General features: G+C 72.2%; 22 protein-coding genes. 7 read left to right on the top strand and 15 right to left on the bottom strand.

The features are described 5' to 3' along the window. Positions 1–150: 150 nt before the first annotated feature. Complete coding sequence (locus AB0N63_RS06005) at positions 151–2,202, bottom strand: APC family permease (RefSeq protein ID WP_365524644.1); 2,052 nt, start codon at positions 2,200–2,202, stop codon at positions 151–153. Positions 2,203–2,889: 687 nt separating this feature from the next. On the opposite strand from AB0N63_RS06005, the gene AB0N63_RS06000 reads away from it, so the two are divergent. Both AB0N63_RS06000 and AB0N63_RS05995 read left to right on the top strand, forming a co-directional pair. Then, entirely contained in the window at positions 2,890–3,561 is a 672-nt protein-coding gene (locus AB0N63_RS06000) for a TrkA family potassium uptake protein (RefSeq protein ID WP_009191122.1), read from the top strand. Continuing rightward, positions 3,561–4,238, top strand: a complete 678-nt coding sequence (locus tag AB0N63_RS05995) for a TrkA family potassium uptake protein (RefSeq protein WP_365524641.1) — start codon at positions 3,561–3,563, stop codon at positions 4,236–4,238. Before AB0N63_RS06000 ends, AB0N63_RS05995 begins: the two co-directional genes overlap by 1 nt. A 98-nt stretch (positions 4,239–4,336) precedes the next feature. Here the strand turns inward: AB0N63_RS05995 and AB0N63_RS05990 are convergent, their stop codons facing one another. The 7 genes from AB0N63_RS05990 to AB0N63_RS05960 form a co-directional block, all read right to left on the bottom strand. Beyond that, entirely contained in the window at positions 4,337–5,131 is a 795-nt protein-coding gene (locus tag AB0N63_RS05990) for a DUF3159 domain-containing protein (RefSeq protein WP_365524638.1), read from the bottom strand. A 3-nt stretch (positions 5,132–5,134) separates the two neighbouring features. After that, positions 5,135–5,533, bottom strand: a complete 399-nt coding sequence (locus tag AB0N63_RS05985; RefSeq protein WP_365524636.1) for an OB-fold nucleic acid binding domain-containing protein — start codon at positions 5,531–5,533, stop codon at positions 5,135–5,137. Positions 5,534–5,576: 43 nt separating this feature from the next. After that, the gene (locus AB0N63_RS05980) at positions 5,577–6,263 is read right to left on the bottom strand and encodes a response regulator (RefSeq protein ID WP_365524634.1); all 687 of its coding nucleotides are present in this window, start codon (positions 6,261–6,263) and stop codon (positions 5,577–5,579) included. Further along, positions 6,260–8,920, bottom strand: coding sequence for an ATP-binding protein (locus tag AB0N63_RS05975; RefSeq protein WP_365524632.1), 2,661 nt, complete (start codon positions 8,918–8,920; stop codon positions 6,260–6,262). The genes AB0N63_RS05980 and AB0N63_RS05975 overlap by 4 nt, the downstream gene beginning before the upstream one ends. A gap of 448 nt (positions 8,921–9,368) precedes the next feature. Beyond that, the gene (locus AB0N63_RS05970; RefSeq protein ID WP_365524629.1) at positions 9,369–10,130 is read right to left on the bottom strand and encodes a DUF3710 domain-containing protein; all 762 of its coding nucleotides are present in this window, start codon (positions 10,128–10,130) and stop codon (positions 9,369–9,371) included. Position 10,131: 1 nt separating this feature from the next. Then, positions 10,132–10,701: a dUTP diphosphatase gene (gene dut, locus AB0N63_RS05965; protein ID WP_365524626.1), complete on the bottom strand. Its 570-nt coding sequence runs from the start codon at positions 10,699–10,701 to the stop codon at positions 10,132–10,134. Next, on the bottom strand, positions 10,698–11,282 hold the full coding sequence (locus AB0N63_RS05960) for a PaaI family thioesterase (protein WP_365524623.1): 585 nt from the start codon (positions 11,280–11,282) through the stop codon (positions 10,698–10,700). The genes dut and AB0N63_RS05960 overlap by 4 nt, the downstream gene beginning before the upstream one ends. 57 nt (positions 11,283–11,339) lie before the next feature. Here AB0N63_RS05960 and AB0N63_RS05955 point away from each other — a divergent pair, with 57 nt between their 5' ends. Continuing rightward, the gene (locus AB0N63_RS05955; RefSeq protein ID WP_365524620.1) at positions 11,340–11,816 is read left to right on the top strand and encodes a DUF3093 domain-containing protein; all 477 of its coding nucleotides are present in this window, start codon (positions 11,340–11,342) and stop codon (positions 11,814–11,816) included. A gap of 107 nt (positions 11,817–11,923) precedes the next feature. On the opposite strand, the gene AB0N63_RS05950 is transcribed toward AB0N63_RS05955, so the two are convergent. From AB0N63_RS05950 to AB0N63_RS05935, 4 genes are all read right to left on the bottom strand, one after another. Beyond that, positions 11,924–12,865, bottom strand: coding sequence for a hypothetical protein (locus AB0N63_RS05950; RefSeq protein ID WP_365524617.1), 942 nt, complete (start codon positions 12,863–12,865; stop codon positions 11,924–11,926). Between the two features lie 13 nt (positions 12,866–12,878). Continuing rightward, complete coding sequence (locus AB0N63_RS05945; protein WP_005481602.1) at positions 12,879–13,175, bottom strand: DUF4193 domain-containing protein; 297 nt, start codon at positions 13,173–13,175, stop codon at positions 12,879–12,881. A gap of 393 nt (positions 13,176–13,568) precedes the next feature. Further along, the gene (locus tag AB0N63_RS05940) at positions 13,569–14,816 is read right to left on the bottom strand and encodes a HAMP domain-containing sensor histidine kinase (RefSeq protein WP_365524615.1); all 1,248 of its coding nucleotides are present in this window, start codon (positions 14,814–14,816) and stop codon (positions 13,569–13,571) included. Positions 14,817–14,822: 6 nt separating this feature from the next. After that, the gene (locus tag AB0N63_RS05935) at positions 14,823–15,476 is read right to left on the bottom strand and encodes a response regulator transcription factor (RefSeq protein ID WP_009191109.1); all 654 of its coding nucleotides are present in this window, start codon (positions 15,474–15,476) and stop codon (positions 14,823–14,825) included. Between the two features lie 425 nt (positions 15,477–15,901). Between AB0N63_RS05935 and AB0N63_RS05930 the strand changes: the two genes are divergently transcribed. Next, on the top strand, positions 15,902–16,075 hold the full coding sequence (locus tag AB0N63_RS05930; protein ID WP_019981855.1) for a hypothetical protein: 174 nt from the start codon (positions 15,902–15,904) through the stop codon (positions 16,073–16,075). A gap of 100 nt (positions 16,076–16,175) precedes the next feature. Here the strand turns inward: AB0N63_RS05930 and AB0N63_RS05925 are convergent, their stop codons facing one another. Together AB0N63_RS05925 and AB0N63_RS05920 are read right to left on the bottom strand one after the other, a co-directional pair. Next, positions 16,176–16,991 carry an inositol monophosphatase family protein gene (locus AB0N63_RS05925; RefSeq protein ID WP_365524612.1) on the bottom strand — a complete coding sequence of 272 codons (816 nt, stop codon included), beginning with the start codon at positions 16,989–16,991 and terminating at the stop codon, positions 16,176–16,178. 8 nt (positions 16,992–16,999) lie between these two features. Next, positions 17,000–18,127: a ferrochelatase gene (locus tag AB0N63_RS05920; RefSeq protein ID WP_365524609.1), complete on the bottom strand. Its 1,128-nt coding sequence runs from the start codon at positions 18,125–18,127 to the stop codon at positions 17,000–17,002. Positions 18,128–18,273: 146 nt separating this feature from the next. Here AB0N63_RS05920 and AB0N63_RS05915 point away from each other — a divergent pair, with 146 nt between their 5' ends. Both AB0N63_RS05915 and AB0N63_RS05910 read left to right on the top strand, forming a co-directional pair. Beyond that, positions 18,274–19,512: an MFS transporter gene (locus AB0N63_RS05915; protein ID WP_365524607.1), complete on the top strand. Its 1,239-nt coding sequence runs from the start codon at positions 18,274–18,276 to the stop codon at positions 19,510–19,512. Then, positions 19,472–20,791, top strand: a complete 1,320-nt coding sequence (locus tag AB0N63_RS05910; protein ID WP_365524604.1) for a D-arabinono-1,4-lactone oxidase — start codon at positions 19,472–19,474, stop codon at positions 20,789–20,791. Before AB0N63_RS05915 ends, AB0N63_RS05910 begins: the two co-directional genes overlap by 41 nt. On the opposite strand, the gene AB0N63_RS05905 is transcribed toward AB0N63_RS05910, so the two are convergent. Continuing rightward, positions 20,715–21,641: a hypothetical protein gene (locus AB0N63_RS05905; protein ID WP_365524601.1), complete on the bottom strand. Its 927-nt coding sequence runs from the start codon at positions 21,639–21,641 to the stop codon at positions 20,715–20,717. The genes AB0N63_RS05910 and AB0N63_RS05905 overlap by 77 nt on opposite strands. Positions 21,642–22,129: 488 nt before the next feature. On the opposite strand from AB0N63_RS05905, the gene sepH reads away from it, so the two are divergent. After that, positions 22,130–23,170, top strand: a complete 1,041-nt coding sequence (sepH, locus tag AB0N63_RS05900) for a septation protein SepH (protein WP_019981861.1) — start codon at positions 22,130–22,132, stop codon at positions 23,168–23,170. Positions 23,171–23,511: the final 341 nt, after the last annotated feature.

Raw genomic sequence — 23,511 nt, 5'->3', positions numbered from 1 at the left:
AACGGCCGGACAACAGCCCACCAGTCTACGTGGGTGTCGTCCGGCCGTTCACCACGAGGCGGGTCCGCCGACCGTCCACCGGCCGATCCGCCCACCGGCCGGTCCTTCGGCCTTCGGCCCGGAACGCTCTCCGGGCCGCCACCGCGGACCTCAGCCCTTCGCCGCCGGCGACTCCTTCGGCCGGTCCTGGGCCGGCCCCCGCCGCACCGCGCCCGGCGCGTTCCAGTCCTGGCGCCTGCGGGCCCGTACCTTCGCCGCCTCGGAGGACGCGAGCTGGTAGGGCACCGAGGTCACCATGACGCCCGGCGTGAACAGCAGCCGGCCCTTCAGCCGCAGCGCGCTCTGGTTGTGCAGCAGGTGCTCGTACCAGTGGCCGACGACGTACTCCGGGATGATCACGGAGACCGCGTCGCGCGGGGACTCCTTGCGCAGCCCCTTGACGTACTCGATCACCGGGCGGGTGACCTCGCGGTAGGGCGAGTCGAGCACCTTGAGCGGTACGTCGATGCCGCGCCGCTCCCACTCCTCGCGCAGCGCCTTCGTCTCCGCCGGGTCGACGTTGACGGTGAGCGCCTCCAGCGTGTCCGAGCGCATCAGCTTGGCGTAGGCCAGCGCGCGCAGCGTGGGACGGTGGATCTTGGAGATCAGGACGACGGAGTGCACGCGGGAGGGGCGGACCATGTCGTCGCTGGGGCCCTCGGGGGCGGCGATCTCCTCCGAGACGCGGTCGTAGTGCTTGCGGATCGCCGTCATCGTCGCGAAGAAGATGCACATGCCGAGCAGGGCCACCCATGCGCCGTGGGTGAACTTGGTCAGCAGCACGACGACCAGCACCAGGCCGGTGAGGCAGGCGCCGAAGGCGTTGATGGCGCGCGAGCGGATCATGTGCCGCCGCTTGTTCTGGTCCCGTTCGCCGGCCAGGTGGCGGTTCCAGTGCCGGACCATGCCGATCTGGCTGAGCGTGAAGGACACGAACACGCCGACGATGTACAGCTGGATCAGGCGCGTGGAGTCCGCGCCGTACAGGACGGTCAGCAGGGTCGCCGCGCCCGCCAGCAGGACGATGCCGTTGGAGAAGGCGAGGCGGTCGCCGCGGGTGTGCAGCTGGCGCGGCAGGTAGCGGTCCTGGGCGAGGATCGAGCCGAGCAGCGGGAAGCCGTTGTACGCCGTGTTCGCCGCGAGGAACAGGACCAGCGCCGTGGCCGCCGCGAGGACCACGAACAGGAAGCTGCCCTTGCCGAAGACGGCCTCGGCGACCTGGGAGATCACCGGGTTCTGGACGTAGCCGGAGCCGAGCGGGACGCCCTGGCGGAGCAGGTCGGTGGCCGGGTTCTCGGCCATGTGGACCTTCGTCGTCATGGCCAGGCCGATGATGCCGCAGAACATCGTCACGGCCAGCAGGCCCATCATCGCCAGCGTGGTCGCGGCGTTCTTCGCCTTGGGCTTGCGGAAGGCCGGGACGCCGTTGGAGATCGCCTCCACGCCGGTGAGCGCCGCACAGCCCGAGGAGAAGGCGCGCAGCAGCAGGAAGACCAGCGCGAAGCCGGCCAGTCCCTGGTGCTCGGCCTTGATGTGGAAGTCGGCGGTCGGCGCGCGCATGGTGTCGTCGAGGACCAGGCCGCGGAACGCGCCCCACACGATCATGACGAAGACGCCGGCCACGAACACGTACGTCGGGATCGCGAACAGCGTGCCCGACTCGCGCACCCCGCGCAGGTTCATCAGCGTCAGCAGCACGATCACGGCGACCGCGCACAGCACCTTGTGCTCGACGACGAACGGCACGGCCGAGCCGAGGTTCTCGATGCCGGAGGAGATCGACACGGCCACGGTCATGACGTAGTCGACGAGCAGCGCGCTCGCGACCGTGAGACCCGCCTTGGGGCCGAGGTTGGTGGTCGCGACCTCGTAGTCGCCGCCGCCGCTCGGGTAGGCGTGCACGTTCTGCCGGTAGGAGGCGACCACGGTGAACATCAGCACCACGACCGCCACCGCGATCCACGGGCTGAAGTGGTACGCCGACACGCCCGCGATGGACAACACCAGCAGGACCTCGCCGGGTGCGTACGCCACGGAGGACAACGGGTCGGAGGCGAAGACGGGTAGTGCGATGCGCTTCGGCAGGAGGGTCTCCCCCAGCCGGTCGCTGCGCAGTGCGCGCCCGATCAGAATCCGTTTGGGCACGTCGGTCAGTTTGGACACAAGAGAGGATCGTAGGGCTTCGAACTGGGGCTCGCCCACCTGCCACCCGAGATCTGCCTCACGAGTGAAATCGGCGGCGGCCAGGGCGACGGATTCCGCAGGTGAGGAGGGAGCCGTGCCTAGATGGCTGAATCCCCGGCGAATTCTTCGTCCGCGCCGACACCCGGAGGTCCCATGCCCCCGACCGCGGAGCTGATCGGCGCCGCCGCAGCGCTGCTCGGCCTCGGATTCCTGACCCTGCGCAGCGTGCGCAGCATCACTCGGCGAAGGGCGCCGGAGGCGGAATAGGCCGCCTTTCGGGCTCCCCCTGGTGCCGTGCGGGGCCTGCTCGGCGGCTTTCGCCCCTCTTGGGGCGTCGTGTGGGCCTCCCCGGGCGTTTTCGGCCCTCTCGGGACGCCCTGCGGGGCCTCCCCGGGCGCCTTGCGGGCCGGTCGGGAACACTGTGCCGGGGCGCTTCGAACGCCCGTGCAAGGCGTCCGGAGGCAGCCGCCCGCCCGCGCTCGCGGGGCGCCCGCGCCCCGGTCCGGGCCCTCCCGGGCCGTACGACCGCTCGCGGCGGCGGGGCGGCGGACGCGTCCCGCGATGCGGCACGGGGGTGCCCCTCCCGTACCGGGCATGTGTAGCTTGTCCCTCTGTCTGAGACCCTGATGGGGCTGAGCAGTAGCTATTGACACCGGAAGGACGGTCGTGCACATCGTCATCATGGGCTGCGGGAGAGTGGGTTCCGCTCTCGCCCAGACCCTGGAGCAACAGGGGCACACGGTCGCCGTGATCGACCAGGACCCCACCGCCTTCCGTCGGCTGGGCCCTGGATTCGGCGGCCGCCGGGTCACCGGGATCGGCTTCGACCAGGACACCCTGCGCGAGGCGGGCATCGAGGAGGCCGGCGCCTTCGCGGCCGTCTCCAGCGGCGACAACTCCAACATCATCTCCGCGCGGGTGGCCCGCGAGATGTTCGGCGTGCAGAACGTCGCGGCCCGGATCTACGACCCCCGCCGCGCCGAGGTCTACCAGCGCCTGGGCATCCCGACGGTGGCCACGGTCCGCTGGACGGCCGACCAGATGCTGCGGCGGCTGCTTCCCTCGGGTGCGGAGCCGCTGTGGCGCGACCCCACCGGCGGGGTCCAGCTCGCCGAGGTGCACGCCTCCCCGAAGTGGGTCGGCCACAAGATCAGCAAGCTGCAGGAGGAGACGGGCGTCCGGGTGGCGTTCCTGACCCGGCTCGGCGAGTCGATGCTCCCGTCGTCGCAGACGGTGCTGCAGGAGGGCGACCTCGTGCACGTGATGATGCGGACGGACGAGGTGGAGAAGGTCGAGGCGGCGTTCGCCGAGGGCCCCGAAGAGGAGAGCGGTCACTGATGAGGGTCGCCATTGCCGGTGCCGGAGCGGTCGGTCGTTCGATCGCGGCCGAGCTGCTGGAGAACGGCCACGAGGTCCTTCTCGTCGACAAGGCGCCGACCGCCATCTCGGTCGAGCGCGTGCCGCAGGCCGAGTGGCTGCTGGCCGACGCCTGTGAGATCACGTCCCTGGACGAGGCCGCGTTGCAGCGCTGCAACGTGGTGATCGCCGCGACCGGCGACGACAAGGTCAACCTGGTCGTCTCCCTGCTGGCGAAGACGGAGTACGGCGTCCCGCGCGTGGTCGCCCGGGTGAACAACCCGAAGAACGAGTGGCTCTTCAACGAGGCGTGGGGCGTGGACGTCGCCGTGTCGACGCCGCGGCTGATGTCCGCCCTGGTGGAGGAGGCGGTGAGCGTCGGCGATCTGGTCCGGCTGCTGCGTTTCAGCCACGGCGACGCCAACCTGGTCGAGCTGACCCTGCCGGAGGAGTCGGCGCTGGCCGGCACCCAGGTCGGCGACGTGCAGTGGCCGGAGGACACCTCGCTGGTCACCATCATCCGCGGCACCCGGGTGCTCACCCCGTCGCAGGACGACTCGCTGGAGCCGGGTGACGAACTGCTGTTCGTGGCCGCGCAGGCCCGCGAGGAGCAGCTGGAGGACCTGCTGTCGGTGCGGCGCGCGGACCTGGAGGGCTGAGGGGCCCTGCGCGTTCGGCTCCACGACGCGAGGGGCGCCCGGAGATGTCCGGGCGCCCCTCGCGTCGTCGTCAGGCGCCGTACGGTCCCGCTGGGCGGCTACGCCTCCCGGCGGTGCCGGCCCGCGGCCGGGCCGTCGGCCGCACCGGGCGCGCCCGGCGTCTCACCGCGCTCCGCCACGGGGGCGGCCGCCTTGCGCTCCTCCTCGGCCTTCTCCTCCGCCTCCATCTCCGCGAACACGTCGATGGGCGGCGGCGCCTTCGCCAGGAACACCCAGGTCAGGTACACCGCGAGCAGGAACGGCGGGATCTTCAGGATGACCAGGACCCAGCCGAGCTGGGCGGTGTCCGCCCACCAGTACAGCGGGAAGAGGATCGCGCACTTGGCGAACAGGATCAGGCCCCAGGCCCAACTGGCCTTGGTGTACGCCTTCCTGCGGCCCGGGTTGCGGGTGCGCCAGGAGAGGTTCTCCTTGAAGACCGGGCCGAGGATCAGACCGATCAGCGGCACCCCGGCGAGCGCGGTGACGATGTACGCCACGCTCAGCCCCAGGGTGTAGAGCATGCCGGGCAGGTAGAAGTCCTTGGCGTTGCCGGTCATCATCGCGAAGACCACGCCGAAGGCCACGCCGAAGACGCCGCTGAAGGCGTGCTTGACGGTGTCCCGCATCGCCAGCCGGACCGCGACCAGCCCGAGGGAGACCACGAGCGCGGCGATCGCGGACCAGTGCAGGTCCTTGTTGATCGTGAAGATGGTGACGAAGAGCAGGCCCGGCAGGACCGTCTCCACCATGCCCCGCACTCCGCCGAACGCCTCGAACAGCGCGGCCTCCGTCACCGCCCTGGCCTCGGCGTCGGCGGTCGTGTCTTCGGTCGGCTTGTCGAGTGACGTCACGGGCTACTCCCGTCCGAGGGGTCGCAGTTCGTACTTGGGGTTGAACAGCACCCGGCGGCCCCGGCTCATGGAGATCCGGCCCGATGCGATCAGCTTGCGCCCCGGTTCTATCCCGACGATGGAGCGCCTGCCGAGCCACACCACGTCCAGGGCGGCGGAGCCGTCGAACAGCTCCGCCTCCAAGGCGGGGACTCCGGCGCGCGGGCGCAGGGTGACCGTGCGCAAGGTACCAGTAACGGTGACGACCTGGCGGTCGTGACAGTCACCGATACGGGTGCATCCGGCGGTCTCGGCGTCCTCCCGCAGCTCCTGCGACTCCAGGTCCTCCTGGGACGAGGAGAGCCGGTCGAGCATGCGCCGGAACCGGCCCACCGGCTTTTCGGAACGCGGAACAGCACTCATATCTGAAGCGTACCGGGGTGTGCGCAGGACGCCGTAACCGCGCTCACCTCTCGAAGCGGTAGCCCATGCCGGGCTCGGTGACGAAGTGCTTGGGGTGCGAGGGGTCGGCCTCCAGCTTGCGGCGCAGCTGGGCCATGTAGACGCGCAGGTAGTTCGTCTCGGTCCCGTACGACGGCCCCCACACCTCCTGGAGCAGCTGCTTCTGGCTGACCAGGCGGCCGGTGTTGCGGACCAGCACCTCGAGCAGATGCCACTCGGTCGGGGTGAGGCGTACGTCCCTGCCCGCGCGGTTGACCTTCTTCGCGGCCAGGTCGACGGTGAACTGCTCGGTCTCCACCGTGGTGACCTCGTCGTCGCCCGCGCCCACCGGCTCGGCCCGGCGGACGGCGGCGCGCAGCCGGGCCAGCAGCTCGTCCATGCCGAAGGGCTTGGTGACGTAGTCGTCGGCGCCGGCGTCCAGCGCCTCGACCTTCTCGTCGGAGGAGTGCCGGGCGGACAGGACGAGGATCGGCACCCGGGTCCAGCCGCGCAGGCCCCTGATCACCTCGACGCCGTCCATGTCGGGCAGCCCGAGGTCGAGGACGATCACGTCGGGGTGGCGGGAGGCGGCCAGGTCGAGGGCGGTACGGCCGTCGCCCGCGGCGTCGACCTCGTACGTGCGGGCCTTGAGGTTGATCACGAGGGCGCGCACGATCTGCGGCTCGTCGTCGACCACCAGCACCCTGGTCATGAAACCTGCCTTTCGGGGTGTACGGGGCTGCTCTGTGCGCTCTCGGGGCGGTCCTGTTCCGCACGGCCGCCGGGTCCGGGGCGGTCCGCTTCCGCACGGCTCGGCTCCGCACGGTCCTGCTCCTCCGCGCGGCCGGGTGCGGGATCGTCCTGTTCGGGGCGGGGGCCGGCGGCGCGGACGGTGAGCACCATGGTGAGGCCGCCGCCCGGGGTGTCCTCGGCGCCGAGGGTGCCGCCCATGGCCTCGGCGAAGCCGCGGGCCACCGCGAGTCCGAGGCCGACGCCCGCCCCGCGCGGGGCGTCGCCGTAGCGCTGGAACGGTTCGAAGATACGGTCCTTGGCGTCGTCCGGAACGCCGGGCCCGCGGTCCACGACCCGTACCTCCACCCGGTCGGCGATGGCGCTGGCGGACACCAGGACCGGTGCGCGCGCCGGGCTGTACTTCACGGCGTTCTCCACGATGTTGGCCATGGCGCGCTCCAGCAGCCCGGCGTCCACGGCGACCATCGGCAGCGTCTCGGGCACGTCCAGTTCCACACTGGCCTCGGGGACACCGCCGAGCGCCATCGGCACCACCTCGTCGAGGTCGATCTCGCGGATCAGCGGGGTGACGGTGCCGGTCTGGAGCCGGGACATGTCCAGCAGGTTCCCCACCAGGTGGTCGAGGCGGTCGGCGCCCTCCTCGATGCCGCCGAGCAGTTCGGCCCGGTCCTCCTCGGACCACTCGACGTCCTCGGAGCGCAGCGAGGAGACGGCGGCCTTGATCCCGGCGAGCGGGGTGCGCAGATCGTGGCTGACGGCGGCGAGCAGCGCGGTGCGGATGCGGTTGCCCTCGGCGAGGGCGCGGGCCCGGTCGGCCTCCTCCTGAAGGCGGCGGCGATCCAGCACGACGGCGGCCTGGGCGGCGAAGGCGGCGAGCACCCGGCGGTCGGAGGCGGGCAGCACCCGGCCGGTGAGCGCGAGCGCCATGTGGTCGCCGACCGGCATGTCCACGTCGGCGTCCTCGGGGCGCTGGAGGGGCCGGTCGGCGCCGACCCGGCCGGCGCAGGTCCAGGGGTCCACGTCGCTCTGCCGTTCCAGCAGGGCCACCGAGTCCATGCCGAAGGTCTCGCGGACCCGTTCCAGCAGTGCTTCGAGGCTGGTCTCGCCGCGCAGGACGCTGCCGGCGAGGAAGGACAGTATCTCCGCCTCGGCGCGCAGCCGGGCGGCCTGGTGGGTGCGGCGGGCGGCCAGGTCCACCACGGAGGCCACCGACACGGCGACGCCGACGAAGATCGCTATGGCGACGATGTTCTTGGGGTCGGCGATGGTGAGCCGGTGCAGCGGGGGTGTGTAGAAGTAGTTGAGGAGAAACGATCCGACGGCCGCCGAGGCGAGCGCCGGGAGCAGACCGCCGAGCAGGGCCGCCGCCACCGTCAGGGCCAGGAACAGCAGCATGTCGTTGGCGAGGCCGAGATCCACGGTGCTGAGCAGCAGCCCGAGCAGCGCCGGGCCGGCCACCGCCATCAGCCAGCCGGACACGATCCGGGCCCGGCCGAGCCGCGCCCCCCGGGCCACGGGCAGGCCGCGGCCCTTGGCTATCTGCCCGTGGGTGACGATGTGCACGTCGAGGTCGGGGCCGGACTCACGGGCGACCGTGGCGCCGACGCCTGGCCCGAAGACGTACTGCCAGGTCTTGCGGCGCGAGGAGCCGAGCACGATCTGGGTGGCGTTGACGCCGCGTGCGAAGTCGAGCAGCGCGGCCGGTATGTCGTCGCCGACCACGTGGTGGAAGGTGCCGCCCAGGTCCTCCACGAGGGTGCGCTGGAGGGCCAGCTCCTTGGGGGAGGCGGAGGTGAGTCCGTCGCTGCGGGCGACGTAGACGGCCGTCACCTCGCCGCCGGCGCCCTTCTCGGCGAGGCGGACGGCGCGGCGGATCAGGGTGCGTCCCTCGGGGCCGCCGGTCAGTCCGACCACGATCCGCTCGCGCGAGCCCCAGATCCGCGAGACCTGGTGTTCGCTGCGGTAGCGCTGGAGGTACTCGTCGACGCGGTCGGCCACCCACAGCAGGGCGAGTTCGCGCAGCCCCGTGAGGTTGCCCGGGCGGAAGTAGTTGGACAGGGCCGCGTCGACCTTGTCGGGCTGGTAGATGTTGCCGTGCGCCATACGGCGGCGCAGCGCCTCGGGCGACATGTCGACCAGTTCGATCTGGTCGGCGCGGCGGACGATCTCGTCGGGCACGGTCTCGCGCTGCCGGACTCCGGTGATGGCCTCGACGACGTCGCCGAGGGATTCCAGGTGCTGGATGTTGACGGTGGAGACGACGTCGATGCCGGCGGCGAGCAGTTCCTCCGCGTCCTGCCAGCGCTTCTCGTTGCGGGAGCCGGGGACGTTGGTGTGGGCGAGTTCGTCCACGAGGGCGACGGCGGGGGCGCGGCGCAGCACGGCGTCCACGTCCATCTCGGTGAAGGTGCCGCCGCGGTGGGTCAGCTCGATGCGGGGGACCTGTTCCAGGCCGTGCAGCATCACCTCGGTGCGCGGGCGGCCGTGGTGTTCCACGAACGCCACGACGCAGTCGGTGCCGCGTTCGACCCGGCGGTGCGCCTCGGAGAGCATCGCGTAGGTCTTGCCCACGCCCGGTGCCGCGCCGAGATAGATCCGGAGCTTGCCGCGTCCCATGGCCTCATTGTCTTCCGTCACGTCCGTGCACGCCGGATCGACCCTACGACCGGCGATCGGGACAAAAGGCGCTGGACAGGGGGTGAGCGGCGGTCTTTGACACATCCCTGACGGCGAGGGCCCGGGCACCGCCCCCGGCAGGACGCACCCGACCACAAGGCAGCGATACCCGACGCTCGGGGTGCGGCCGGGGCCGACGCCCGGCGGGCAGCTCGCGGTCCAGGCCGGCGCCGCGCACACGGCATCCGGACCGGGCCGACACCCTGCGGGACGGGGACCGAGCGAGGCCGGCACCTGGGGCGCCGACGACCCGGCCGTGGCCCGCACCGGACACGCGGCCGACGGGTGCCGCAAGCAGCGGAAAGGGCCGCGCTCCCCCAGGGATGCGGCCCATGTGCCCGGCGGCCGGGTGGCCGGGCCGTCGCCCGGCCTCCGCGCCGCCGGGTCGCTAGCGCACCTCGGTGATCTCCGGGCCGCGCTGGAGCTGGCCCATGCCGCCGGAGAAGCGGGACTGGCCCTCCTCCTGCTGCACGCCCTCGGGCACCATCTGCGCGTCGTTCGGCAGCTTCAGGACGATCGGGTCGCGGGGCGCCATCGGGCCCTCGCCGCGGACCACGACGGTGTCCCGGAAGATCTGCTCCAGGAGCCCGGCCGCCTGCGGCTGCACCGCGCCCTGGCCGGAGATCACTCCGCGCAGGAACCAGCGGGGACCGTCCACGCCGACGAACCGCACGACCTGGAAACCGCCCGTGCCGTCGGGCAGTTGCACCGGCACCTGCGCGCGCAGCTCCCAGCCCAGCGGTCCCTCGACCTCGTCGACGATGCCGCCCTGCTGGGTGATCCCGCCGGCGATCTCCTCGCGCACCTCGCCCCAGATGCCCTCGCGCTTGGGCGCGGCGAAGGCCTGGAGCTGTACGGCGCTGTCCCCCAGGACGACGGTCGCCGCGACGATCGCGTCGCCCGCGACCTCCACCCGCAGCTCCATGCCGTCGACACCGGGCACGAAGAGACCTCCGAGGTCCACCCGGCCCTCGTTCGGGTCGCGCACCTCGGAGCTGTCCCAGGGGCCGTCGGGCCGCGGCTCCGGCTCCAGGCGCACCCGCTCGCGCTCGCCCTCGTCGTCCGCCTCGGTGTCGACGCTGTCGACGACCTGCTCGGCCTCGCCGGCCGCGTCCTCGGCGGCACCCTTCTTCTTGCGACGTCCGAACACGTCACTGTCCTTCCCGGTCGGATACGACCGAAGCGTATCTATTCCCACCCGTCTGACCGCCGTCGGCGGCCCGACCGCTTGTGCCGCTCACGCCGTCCACCGCGGCGTGGCCACCGGTGGACCCGAAGCCCCCCTCGGCCCGTGCCGAGTCGGGAAGCTCCGCGACCTCCTGGAAGCGGACCCTCTCGACCTGCTGGACGACCAGTTGGGCAATCCGGTCGAAGCGCTCGAACCGCACGGACTCGCGCGGATCGAGATTCACCACGATCACCTTGATCTCCCCACGGTACCCGGCATCAACCGTCCCCGGGGCATTCACGAGGGCGACACCGCAGCGGGCGGCGAGACCGGACCGCGGATGCACGAAGGCCGCGTACCCCTCGGGGAGCGCGACAGACACTCCCGTGGGCAGGACGGCCCGCTCGCCGGGCGCGAGTTCGCAGGCCTCGGTGGTGCGCAGATCGGCGCCCGCGTCGCCGGGGTGCTCGTACGCCGGAAGCGGTACGTCGGCGTCGACGCGCCGGATCAGCACGTCCAGGGGCCCGCGGCCGGCGGCGGTGGGGCCGGTCACGGGTTCACCTCGAAGGCGCGGGCGCGACGGACCTGGTCCGGGTCGTTCATGGCGGCCTGGATCTCCTCCTGGCGGCCGTGGTTCACGAAGTGGTCGACCTCGACCTCGATGAACAGGGCCTGCGCGCGGACGGCGACCGGTCCGTCGGGGCCGCCGATGCGCCCGGTCGCCTGGGAGTAGATCTTGCGTCCGGCCACGGCGGTGACCTCGGCCTCCAGGTGGAGGGTGGTCCCGACGGGCACGGGCCGCACGAAGTCGGTCTCCAGCCGACCGGTGACGGCGATGGTGCGCAGCAGCCAGTTCAGCGAGCCGAGGGTCTCGTCGAGGGCGGTGGCGAGGAGCCCGCCGTGGGCGAGGCCGGGCGCGCCCTGGTGGGCGGGCTGCACGGTGAACTCGGCGGTGATGGCGACACCCTCGCCGGCCCGGGCCTGCAGGTGCAGTCCGTGCGGCTGGTCACCGCCGCAGCCGAAACACTCGCCGTAGTGCGCGCCGAGGAGTTCCCCGGGCGCGGGGGCGTCGGGGTGCCGGACGGGTTTCACGGCGTCGGCGGGGGGCTGAAGAGCTGCGGAACTGGCACTCACAGGCGCAGACCTTACCCGCGCCCGCGGTCTTCGCCGACACCGTGCCAAGCTAGCTTCATGCAGCTTTCCGCCCAGCCGTACGAAGAACGTCTCACCGCGCCCCGTTCCTGGTGGCTGATCAGCTTTCTGGTCGGTGTCTCGTTCGCCCTGATCCTCTTCCCCTTCGGCACCCTGCCGATGCTCGGCGGCCTGGTCGGCGGCACCGCGGCGGCGGCGGTGGTGGCCAGTTCCTACGGCTCGCTGCGGATCCGGGTGGCGGGCGGTCATCTGATCGCGGGCGAGGCGAAGATCCCGGTGACGGCGCTGGGGGCGGCGGAGATCCTGGACCCGGAGGAGGCGCGCGCCTGGCGTACGCACAAGGCCGACACCCGGGCCTTCCTGCTGCTGCGCGCCTACATCCCGACGGCGTTGCGGGTCGAGGTCACCGACCCGGAGGACCCGACGCCGTACCTGTACCTGTCGACGCGGGAGCCGCAGCGTCTGGCGGACGCCCTGCGGCAGGCCCGGGCGGCGGCGAAGCCGGAACCGGCGTAGGCGCCCCGGCGCCCGTCCACTGCCTCGGGGACGGGCCGTCGCGCAGGGGGTCCGGGGCGCGCGCAGGACCTCTGGGGCAGGCGGCCGACCGGGCGGGGAGCGCCCTCTCAGGACGGGTCGTCGCCGCGCAGCTTCAGCGGGGTCTCGGGGGCGTCCAGCGGCGGCAGCTCCGGCAGGGCGTCCCAGGGGACCTGGATCTTGCGCAGGTCCGCTCTGACGCGGGCGGCGAGCTTCTTGGTGTCGCGCCGGTTGATCACGGCGCCGACGGCCGCGCCCACCAGGAACGGCATCAGGTTGGGCAGGTCGCGCACCATGCGCTTCATGATCTGCTGGCGCAGCCGGCGTTTGGTCTGACCGCCGAGGGCGGCGTCGATCGTCATGGGCTTGCGCACGTCGATCCCGCGCTCCCCCGACCAGGAGGACAGATACGCGGCGCTGCGGGCCTTGAGCGGCCCGGGCGGCCGTACTCCGTAGACCTCGTGGAGTTCGGCGATCAGCTTCAGCTCGATCGCGGCGACTCCGGTGATCTCGGCCGCCAGTTCGGTGGGCATCGCGGGCGGTACCGGCAGCATGGCCGCGGCGCCGATCCCGGCTCCGACCGTGGACGTCGCGTTGGCGGCACCGGCCACCAGCTTGTCGGCGATCTGTTCGGGGCTGAGGCCCGGGAACTGCCGGCGAAGCGTGGCGAGGTCGCGCACGGGTACGCGTGGGGCGATGTCGATGACGCGGTCGGCGAGGTGGGACAGCCCGGCCTTGGCGAGGCTGCCGCTCTTGCGGACGCCGGTGCGGGCCGTTTCGCCGGCCCTGCCGCCGAGCGTCGCGACGCGGCGCCGGGCGAGGGGCGCGGGGCCTTCCGCCGAGGCGGAGTCACCACGCCCGGACACCCGTTCGAGCGAGGCCGATCCCGCTGATGCCGTGGCATCTGTCCGTTCGGACGGACGGGAGGGGCCTCGCTCGTGGTCACGCGCGCCGTAGGAGCCGTCGGACGGCTCCGAGTCCGCTTTCCCACGGGGGAAGCGGCGCTTCCAAGGAGGGGTCGAGCCAGTCACGGCCGACCCTGCCTCAGTCGCAGTCGCGGCAGATCGGCTGGCCGTTCTTCTCGCGGGCCAGCTGGCTGCGGTGGTGCACCAGGAAGCAGCTCATGCAGGTGAACTCGTCCTGCTGCTTGGGCAGTACCCGGACGGCCAGTTCCTCATTGGAGAGGTCGGCGCCGGGCAGTTCGAGACCCTCGGCGGCCTCGAACTCGTCGACGTCGACGGCGGAGGTCGACTTGTCGTTCCGCCGGGCCTTCAGTTCTTCAAGACTGTCCGAGTCGACGTCGTCGTCGGTCTTGCGTGGGGTGTCGTAATCGGTTGCCATGTCGCTCTCCCCCTCTGGGTGTCTGCGGTGTCTCCAGCGCACGTAACGCGTGAGAGGCCGGACTTGTGCCCGACCTGAGGCGGAGATTTTGCCTCACATCAAGGTCTGTTACTCAATCGACACCCAACCGAACTCCTCGAGAGTGATCGGCTTGGATGGCGATGGGGACCGTACACGGTTCGAATGCCGCAGTTCAAAGCGGTCTCACCGTGTACTTCCCGTGATCAGGGCCCCCGAAAACCCGGATTTTCCCGGCTTTCCGACCCCCTTCATGATCACGCAGAGTAGATGGCCGGAAAACCGTCCATGTGATGGATCGCACATGAAGAGGTCGGTGAGGACGCCCGAAAATTCAGCGCAAAGCGAACATCCTCGAATGTCGAGGTCATGATCTCAGATCGGCAGGGTGACTCGCATCACGAGCCCGCCCCCCTCGCGCGGCTGCGCCGCGATGTGGCCGCCGTGCGCCCGCGCCACCGAGCGGACGATGGACAGGCCCAGCCCCACGCCCTTGTCGCTGCCGGTGCGCTCGGTGCGCAACCGCCGGAACGGCTCGAAGAGATTGTCGATCTCGTACGCCGGGACGACCGGTCCGGTGTTCGTGACGACCAGGACCGCCTGCCCGCGTTCGGTGTCCGTGGTGACCTCCACCCAGCCGCCCTCGGCGACGTTGTAGCGCACCGCGTTCTGCACCAGGTTCAGCGCGATCCGCTCCAGCAGCACGCCGTTGCCCTGGACGACCGCCGGCCGCCGCTCGCCGCGGATCTCGACGCCCTTGGCCTCCGCCTCGCCGCGCACCTGGTCGATCGCCTGCGACGCGACCTCGGCGAGGTCCACCGGCTTGCGCTCGACGATCTGGTTGTCGCTGCGGGCGAGCAACAGCAGGCCCTCCACGAGCTGCTCGCTGCGCTCGTTGGTGGCCAGCAGGGTCTTGCCGAGCTGCTGCAGCTCCATCGGGGCGTTCGGGTCGGACAGGTGCACCTCCAGAAGCGTGCGGTTGATCGCCAGCGGGGTACGCAGCTCGTGGGAGGCGTTGCCGACGAAGCGCTGCTGGGCCGTGAAGGCCCGCTGGAGGCGCTCCAGCATGTCGTCGAAGGTGTCCGCCAGCTCCTTCAGCTCGTCGTCCGGGCCGTCCAGCACGATCCGCCGGGACAGGTCGGAGCCGGCCACCGCGCGCGCGGTGCGGGTGATGCGGCCGAGCGGCGCGAGCACCCGGCCGGCCATGGCGTAGCCGAAGGCGAACGCGATCACGGCGAGACCGAGCAGGGCCAGCAGCGAGCGGCTGAGGAGGCTGTCCAGGGCGACCTGGCGCTGGTGGTCGGTGCACGCGCTGATCGCGGCGTTGAACTCGTCGAGCGACAGGTTGCCGTTGTTGACGCCCGGGCAGTCGTGGCTGAAGACCTTGAGGCTGTTGAAGTCGATGATCTTGAACAGCGGCTGGTTGCCCGTGCGCAGGGCCTGCGCGGCGAGCAGGTAGATGATCGACAGCAGCAGGATGCCGGCGATCAGGAACATGCCGCCGTACAGCAGCGTGAGCCTTATGCGGATGGTCGGGCGCAGCCACGGGAAGGGCGGCTCCGGCCTCCTGGGGTCCCAGGTGGGCTTCGGTGGCGCCTGGGGCGGCGCGGGGGTGGCGGCCACGGCGGATCAGATCCGGTAGCCGGAGCCGGGCACCGTCACGATCACCGGGGGTTCGCCCAGCTTGCGGCGCAGCGTCATCACGGTGACGCGTACGACGTTGGTGAACGGGTCCGTGTTCTCGTCCCAGGCCTTCTCCAGGAGCTGCTCGGCGGAGACGACGGCGCCCTCGCTGCGCATCAGCACCTCCAGGACGGCGAACTCCTTGGGGGCGAGCTGGACCTCCTTGCCGTCGCGGAAGACCTCGCGGCGGTTGGGGTCGAGCTTGATCCCGGCCCGTTCCAGGACGGGCGGCAGGGGGACGCTGGTGCGCCGGCCGAGGGCACGCACGCGTGCCGTCAGCTCGCTGAACGCGAACGGCTTGGGCAGATAGTCGTCGGCGCCGATCTCCAGCCCCTCGACGCGGTCGCTGACGTCGCCGGAGGCGGTCAGCATCAGCACCCGGGTGGGCATGCCCAGCTCCACGATCCGGCGGCAGACGTCGTCGCCGTGCACGAGCGGGAGGTCGCGGTCGAGGACGACCACGTCGTAGTCGTTGACGCCGATGCGCTCCAGGGCGGCCGCACCGTCGTACACGACGTCGACGGCCATGGCCTCCCGGCGCAGCCCGGTGGCCACCGCATCGGCGAGCAGCTGCTCGTCCTCGACGACGAGTACGCGCACGTCGCTGTCCTTCCTGTGTCCACCCGCGTAGCGCCGCCTCGGGCGCACGCGGGCAGGGGTCTTCATGGGTGTGTGCCACCATCCTGCACTTTTCGGCCGTAAGTCGGCTGTAAGCCGGGGGGACGGCCGACGAGGTCCGGGCGTGCGGCGGGTGAAGGGGGCGGGAACGGCGAATTTTTCTCGTGCGGCCGAGGTTTTGCCGCAAGGAAGGCTGGGGAGGACGGCTTTACACCCCGCGATCACGCTCTGCATGTGCCGCACCACCATGCGGTACATGGCAATCCGCTTCCGCAGAGTGGGCGTGGGTGTCCGGCACCGCCGCCGCCCGCAGGGCAGCGCTGGGCACCTGCGGGAGACGTGATCGCCCCTTCCCGACGGCACACCCCCGTGCCACCGACCCACGACCCAGGACGAGGGGGCGCAGCATGGACGCATTCACCGCAGGACTTCTGCAGCGCATAAAGGCGACCGAGTCCGACCTGACGCGGGCTCGCGACGAGGGCGACGACTTCCTCGTCGAGGTGGAGCTGGCCGAGCTCGACGACCTGCGCCGCCTCGCCGCCGAACACGGTGTGGAGGTCGGCGTGTCCGGCGTATGACCAGCCTGCACTCGATCGGCGCCGCGGAGCAGAGCGGGGCCCCGGCGAATCCAGCGCCGGGGCCCCGCTCTTCGCATGCGCGCGGGTGCGCGCCCGCCGCTCAGTCGTGCCAGGCGCCGAAGTCCTCCAGGAGGCCCTGCAGGGGCTCGAAGACGCCGGGTGAGGCGGCGACCGTCAGTTCGCCCGAGGGGCGCTCCCCGGGGCGGCCACCCGTCACGGCGCCCGCCTCCCGGGCGATCAGGTCCCCGGCGGCGTAGTCCCACGGGTGGAGTCCGCGCTCGTAGAAGCCGTCCAGCCGGCCGGCGGCCACGTCGCACAGGTCGACCGCGGCGGAGCCGCCGCGCCGGATGTCGCGCACCAGCGGGATCAGCCGCTGGGCGACGGCGGCCTGGTGGGCGCGGACCTCGGCGACGTAGTTGAAGCCGGTGGAGACCAGGGCCTGGTCCAGCGGCGGCGCGGGACGGCAGGCCAGCTTGCGCTCGCCGGCCCACACGCCGGTGGCCCACGCGCCGCGGCCGCGCACGGCGTGGAACGTCTCGTCGCGCATCGGGGCGGTCACCACCGCCACGACCGGCTCGCCGTCCTGCTCGGCCGCGACGGAGACGGCCCAGGTGGGCAGGCCGTAGAGGTAGTTCACCGTGCCGTCGAGGGGGTCGATCACCCAGCGGATGCCGCTGGTGCCCTCGCTGGAAGCGCCCTCCTCGCCGAGGATGCCGTCGGCGGGGCGCCGGTCGGAGATCAGATCGGTGATCAGCTTCTCGGCGGCCAGGTCCATCTCGGTGACCACGTCGATCGGGCTGGACTTGGTGGCGGCCACCGCCAGGTCGGCCGGCCGGCCGTCGCGCAGCAGTTCCCCGGCGCGGCCGGCGGCCTGGAGGGCGAGCTGGAGCAGTTCGGTGTACAGGGCGTCGCTCACGGTGGTCCTCACGCGTAGGGGCTGTCGGCGCCCGCGGCGGCGGGCCGGGCGGTGCGGGCCGGGCAGCAGCCCACCGGGCAGACGTCGTGGCTCGCGCCGAGCGCGCCCAGGGCGCACGGCGTGACCCGCTGGCCCCGCTCGGCGGCGGCGCGCTCGGTGATCAGATCGCGGATCGCGGCGGCGAAGCGCGGGTCGGCGCCGACGGTGGCCGAGCGGCGCACCGGCAGGCCCAGCTCCGCGGCCTTGGCCGTGGCCTCGGTGTCGAGGTCGTAGAGGACCTCCATGTGGTCGGAGACGAAGCCGATGGGTGCCATGACGACGGCCGGGACGCCGGCCGCGTGCCGCTCCTCCAGGTGGTCGCAGATGTCGGGCTCCAGCCACGGGATGTGCGGGGCGCCGGAGCGCGACTGGTAGACGAGCTGCCAGGGGTGGTCCACTCCCGTGCGCTCGCGGACGGCGTCGGCGATCAGCCGCGCCACTTCGAGGTGCTGGCGGACGTACGCGCCGCCGTCGCCGTGCTCCGGCACGGGTCCGGAGGTGTCGGCGGCGGAGGTCGGGATGGAGTGGGTGGTGAAGGCGAGGTGGGCGCCGGAGCGGACGTCCTCGGGGAGGTCCACCAGGGCCTCGATCACGCCGTCGATCATGGGTTCGACGAAGCCGGGGTGGTTGAAGTAGTGCCGGAGCTTGTCGATCCGCGGCAGCTCCAGCCCCTCGCCCTCCAGGGTGGCGAGCGCGTCGGCCAGGTTCTCCCGGTACTGGCGGCAGCCCGAGTAGGAGGCGTAGGCGCTGGTGGCCAGGACGAGGATGCGGCGGCGGCCGTCGCGGACCATGTCCCGCAGGGTCTCGGTGAGGTAGGGCGCCCAGTTGCGGTTGCCCCAGTAGACCGGCAGGTCCAGGCCGTGCCCGGCGAAGTCCTTGCGGAGGGCGTCCAGCAGGGCGCGGTTCTGTTCGTTGATGGGGCTGACGCCGCCGAACAGGAAGTAGTGCTGTCCGACCTCCTTGAGGCGTTCCTTCGGGATGCCGCGCCCGCGCGTCACGTTCTCCAGGAACGGGACCACGTCGTCCGGCCCCTCCGGGCCGCCGAACGAGAGCAGGAGCAGGGCGTCGTACGGGGTGACATCGAGCGCGTCAGGCATGTCTCGATCCTGCCACCCGGCACGGGCGGCCGGGTCGCCGACCCGCGACCGGTGGTGCGCCGCAACTGCCCGGCCCGTAAGCTGTATCAGCTTCCTTCGCGCCTTACCGGACCCCCCGGAGACGCCTTACCGGACCCGGAGAGACCGTGCCCAGCCCGTACCGCGCCCTGTTCGCAGCCCCCGGCTCCCGGGCCTTCAGCGCCGCGGGGTTCCTCGGCCGGATGCCGCTGTCGATGATGGGCATCGGTGTCGTCACGATGATCTCCCAGCTGACCGGCCGGTACGGTCTGGCGGGCGCGTTGTCGGCGACCATCGCGTTGTCCGCCGCGGTGATCGGTCCGCAGATATCCCGGCTGGTCGACCAGTACGGGCAGCGCCGGGTGCTGCGGCCGGCGACGCTGGTCGCGCTGGGCGCGGCGGCGGGGCTGCTGCTGGCCGCGTACTTCCGGTGGCCGGACTGGGCGCTGTTCGTGTGCGCGGCGGGAATCGGTTCGGTGCCCTCCCTGGGGGCCATGGTCCGGTCGCGCTGGGCGGCGCTGTACCGGGGGACGCCTCGGCTGCACACCGCCTACTCGTTCGAGTCGGTGGTGGACGAGGTCTGCTTCATCTTCGGGCCGATCGTCTCCATCGGGCTGTCGACGGCCTGGTTCCCGGAGGCGGGGCCGCTGCTGGCCGCCTGCTTCCTGGCCGTGGGCGTCTTCTGGCTGACCGCGCAGCGGGCCACGGAGCCGGAGCCGCACCCGCGCGAGCACCACGGCGGGGGCTCGGCGCTGCGCTCGCGCGGGCTCCAGGTGCTGGTGGCCACCTTCGTGGCGACCGGGTCGATCTTCGGGTCGGTGGACGTGGTCACCGTGGCCTTCGCCGACGACCGCGGCCACAAGAGCGCGGCGAGCGTCGTGCTCGCGCTGTACGCGGCCGGCTCGTGCACGGCGGGGGTGCTGTTCGGTCTGCTGCGGCCGTCCGGGGCGCCCGCCCGCCGCTGGCTGCTGGGCATATGTGCGATGGGCGTGAGTATGATCCCCCTCCTACTGGTCGGAAACCTGCCGTTCCTGGCCGTGGCGCTGTTCGTTGCGGGCCTGTCCGTCGCTCCCACGATGATCACGACGATGGCCCTCGTCGAAGAGCACGTACCGCGCGCGCACCTGACCGAGGGCATGACCTGGGTGAGCACCGGCCTGGCGGTCGGAGTGGCGCTGGGCTCGTCGGTGGCCGGCTGGGTGATCGACGCGGCCGGCGCGCGTTCGGGGTACGGGGTTCCGGCGGTGTCCGGGGCCGTCGCGGTCGCGGTCGGTTTCCTCGGGTACCGCCGGCTCAGCAGGCCGGCTCCGGGTCGGGGAGGCTCCGTTGGGCAGCAAGACGAGCGCGAAGAGCGGCACGTGGCGTAACTGGGGCGGCAACGTCAGCGCCCGTCCCGTGCGGGAGGTCGCTCCGGCCTCGGTGGCGGAGCTCTCGGCCGCGGTGCGCGAGGCCGCCGAGGACGGTCTGACGGTGAAGGCCGTCGGTACGGGGCATTCCTTCACCTCCATCGCCGCCACCGACGGGGTGTTGATCCGCCCTCAACTGTTGACCGGCATCCGCGCCATTGACCGGGACGCCATGACGGTCACGGTGGAGGCCGGCACCCCGCTCAAGAGACTCAACATGGCCTTGGCGCGTGAGGGACTGTCCCTCACCAACATGGGCGACATCATGGAGCAGACGGTGTCCGGGGCTACCAGCACCGGCACCCACGGCACCGGCCGCGAGTCCGCCTCCATCGCCGCGCAGATCAGGGGCCTGGAGCTGGTCACCGCTGACGGCACGGTGCTCACCTGTTCGTCGACCGAGAATCCGGAGGTCTTCGCGGCCGCCCGAACAGGGCTCGGCGCGCTGGGCATCGTGACCGCGATCACCTTCGCCGTGGAGCCGGTCTTCCTGCTCACCGCCCGCGAGGAACCCATGCCCCTGGACCGGGTGCTCGCGGAGTTCGACCAGCTGTGGGCGGAGAACGAGCACTTCGAGTTCTACTGGTTCCCGCACACCGGCAGCACCAACACCAAGCGCAACAACCGCAGCGCCGGACCCGAGAAGCCGGTGGGGCGCGTGGCCGGCTGGGTCGAGGACGAACTCCTCTCCAACGGCGTCTTCCAGGCGGCCAACTGGGTCGGCCGCGCGGTGCCCGCCACCGTCCCGGCGATCGCCCGCCTCTCCAGCCGGGCGCTGTCCGCGCGGACGTACACCGACATCCCCTACAAGGTCTTCACCTCGCCGCGCCGGGTGCGCTTCGTGGAGATGGAGTACGCCGTCCCGCGCGCGGCCCTGGTCGACACGCTGCGCGAGCTGAAGGCGATGGTGGACCGCTCGGGGCTGCGGGTGAGCTTCCCGGTGGAGGTGCGCACCGCGCCCGCCGACGACATCACCCTGTCCACCGCCTCCGGCCGCGACAGCGCGTACATCGCCGTCCACATGTTCCGCGGCACGCCCTACCACCGCTACTTCACCTCCGCCGAGCGCATCTTCACCGCGCACGAGGGCCGGCCGCACTGGGGCAAGATCCACACCCGGGACGCGGAGTACTTCGCCGGCGTCTACCCGCGCTTCGGCGAGTTCACCGCGCTGCGGGACCGCCTTGACCCGGGGCGCCTGTTCCAGAACGACTACCTGCGGAGGGTGCTGGGGTCGTAGCGGGCGCGGGGGGCGTGCCGCCGGCCCCGGACGCGCCGTCGGCGGTGCCGGAGCCGCCCGTCCCGGTGCCGCTGGTCGCGGTCCCGTCTCCGGACGTGCCGTTCCCCGCCGTGCCGTCCGTCCCGCTTCCGGCGCTCCCCCTGCCGCCGGTTCCCGTGCTCGCGCCGGCGTCGGGCGTCGGGGCGGGGCTCGGTGTCGTGCCGGTGCCGGGGCGGTCGGAGGCGGCGCCGCTCGGGGCCGTGCCGCCCGACGCGCCGTCACCGGCCGTCGAGCCGGCCGTCGGTGACGTCGACGGGTCCGGCGTGTCGTCGCCGGACGACGGCGAGGCGGCGTGCCGGCCGGTCACCGCGTCGCCGACCGTCGTGCCGTGCCCGCCGCTGAAGCTGTTGCCCGACATGGTCTCGTAGACCGTGATGCCGCCCATGGTGACGCCGAAGACGAGGGCCGCCGCGACGAGGGGCCGCTTCCAGCTCTTGATCCGGGCCCGGTAGACCGTGCCCTGCGAGAACTCGCCCGGCAGCGGCGCCGTCCGCTCGACGGGCGCGCCGGAGCGCAAGGCCGCCGGTACGTCGGCGGAGCCCGGCCGGGTGGCGACGGCCACCGTGCGGATCTGCTCGCCGGTGCGCCGGAAGAAGTGCTGGAAGACCGTGCCGCCGCAGGTGGCGATGACGCTCACGACACCGGCGCCGAGGATCGTGCCGTAGACGCCGAAGTACGAGGCGAGCTTGGCGGCCACCACCGCCGCGACCGCGCTGCCCGCGACCTGAGCCGCGTTCAGGTCGAGCCGCCTCCTCTTCGTCACCTCCTCTGCCGCGATCGGCACGTCACCGTTGTCGGGCTTTCCTCGCATACCCGGACCTTGCCTGCCTCTCCCACACATCGACGGACCTTCGGGGCGTGATCGACCCACTGCACGAGAAAGGGACGTATGGACGAAACGGTTAGTTCCGTTTCTGGCGATTCCGTGAAGTACGCCACGTTCATGATCGATAAATCCGGTCAGGGACGGTCAAGTCCCGTCCCCGGCCAGAAGTTGGCCGCGCGCCAATCCACGCACGTGGTCCGAATGGAGTAGTGTTGCGAGCCCTGGGTCCGGTCTCCCGCCAGGGTGTCCGGGACCCGTCTGGACCGCCGGGAGGGGGCTGGTTGCACAGGGTGACGGAGTTGGTCACTTAGCGTTGCGAACAGGTAACCGTGCCATAACGGCGATCCAGGGCCCGTGCCCGACACGCCGGGCAACTCGGCAAGGTTGTGGCAGGCTGCACCCGGGCAGGCCACACTCGACTAGCGGAAGCAGCGACGCACGTGACGTCGGCAGGCACCACCCGGGAGGTCCCCATGCCCGAACTGCGTGTCGTGGCCGTCTCCAATGACGGCACACGGCTGGTGCTGAAGGCTGCGGACAGCACGGAGTACACGCTTCCGATCGACGAACGGCTCCGTGCCGCCGTGCGCGGCGACCGTCCCCGCCTCGGCCAGATCGAGATCGAGGTGGAGAGCCATCTCCGCCCCCGCGACATCCAGGCGCGGATAAGAGCGGGTGCGACCGCGGAAGAGGTCGCCCAGCTCGCCGGCATCCCCGTCGACCGCGTCCGCCGCTTCGAGGGACCGGTGCTGGCGGAGCGCGCCTTCATGGCAGAACGCGCCCGCAAGACCCCGGTCCGCCGCCCCGGTGAGAACTCCGGCCCCCTGCTCGGCGAGGCCGTCCAGGAGCGGTTGCTGCTGCGCGGCGCCGAGAAGGACACCGTCCAGTGGGACTCCTGGCGCCGCGACGACGGCACCTGGGAGGTGCTGCTCGTCTACCGGGTCGCGGGCGAACCGCACTCGGCGAGCTGGACCTACGATCCGCCGCGCCGCCTCGTGCAGGCCGTCGACGGCGAGGCGCGCGCCCTGATCGGCGAGTCCGACGACCTCGGGGCGCCGGAGCCGAGCTTCCCGTTCGTGCCTCGTATCGCCCGGCTGCCGCGCGACCGCCCGCTGGACCGGGAGCACCGCGACCGGGACCGCCCGGCGCTGCCCGCGCAGAGTTCCGAGCCGGCCGAGGAGAGCACCGGCGAACGTGACTCGCTGACCAGCCTGCTGGAGGCGGTGCCGAGCTTCCGCGGCGACCTGGTGGTGCCCGACCGGGCGCCGGAACCCGCCGCCGAGTCCGAGGAGGAGGCGGAGCTGGAGGAGCCGCCGGCCCCCGCGGCCTCCGCCGGCGCCGGGTCCGCCTACGCGGACGTCCTCATGCCGCGCTCCGTCGGCAGCCACCGCGACCGCCTGATCGGCGCCACCGACCGCCAGGCCGAGGCGGACGGCGTCCGCCCCGGCCGCCGGGCCGCCGTCCCGAGCTGGGACGAGATCGTGTTCGGCACGCGGCGCAAGAAGCAGGAGTAGTCCCGCCGCCGGGCGGTACCGTCCGGACTCGCGCCCCGGGAGGCGGCGGCGACGCCGTCCTGGGCGGGGCGGAGACGGCGTTGTCTGGGTGACGGTGTGACGACGGCATGCACGCACGCACGGGCGTCGTCGTGCACGTGTGCGGCCGCCGTTGACGGCCGCGTCCCGCGCCGCAGGCGACCGCGTTCGTACGCGCGTGCTTCACGTGGGGCGCGCGCGTACATCACGTCGCCGTGCACGCGCGCGTGCCGTCGTCCGCCTACGCGTGGACGGGGTCCTGCGTGAGGGCGCGCGAGCGCCGTCGTGCGCCTATGAGGGCCGCCCCTCTCAGGGACGGCCCC

Origin of the sequence: Streptomyces sp. NPDC093260 (assembly GCF_040683715.1) — a bacterium.
Lineage (GTDB): Bacteria > Actinomycetota > Actinomycetes > Streptomycetales > Streptomycetaceae > Streptomyces > Streptomyces sennicomposti.
The sequence above is the reverse complement of the archived record's forward strand: the minus strand, read 5'-3'. Positions and strand labels throughout refer to the sequence as shown.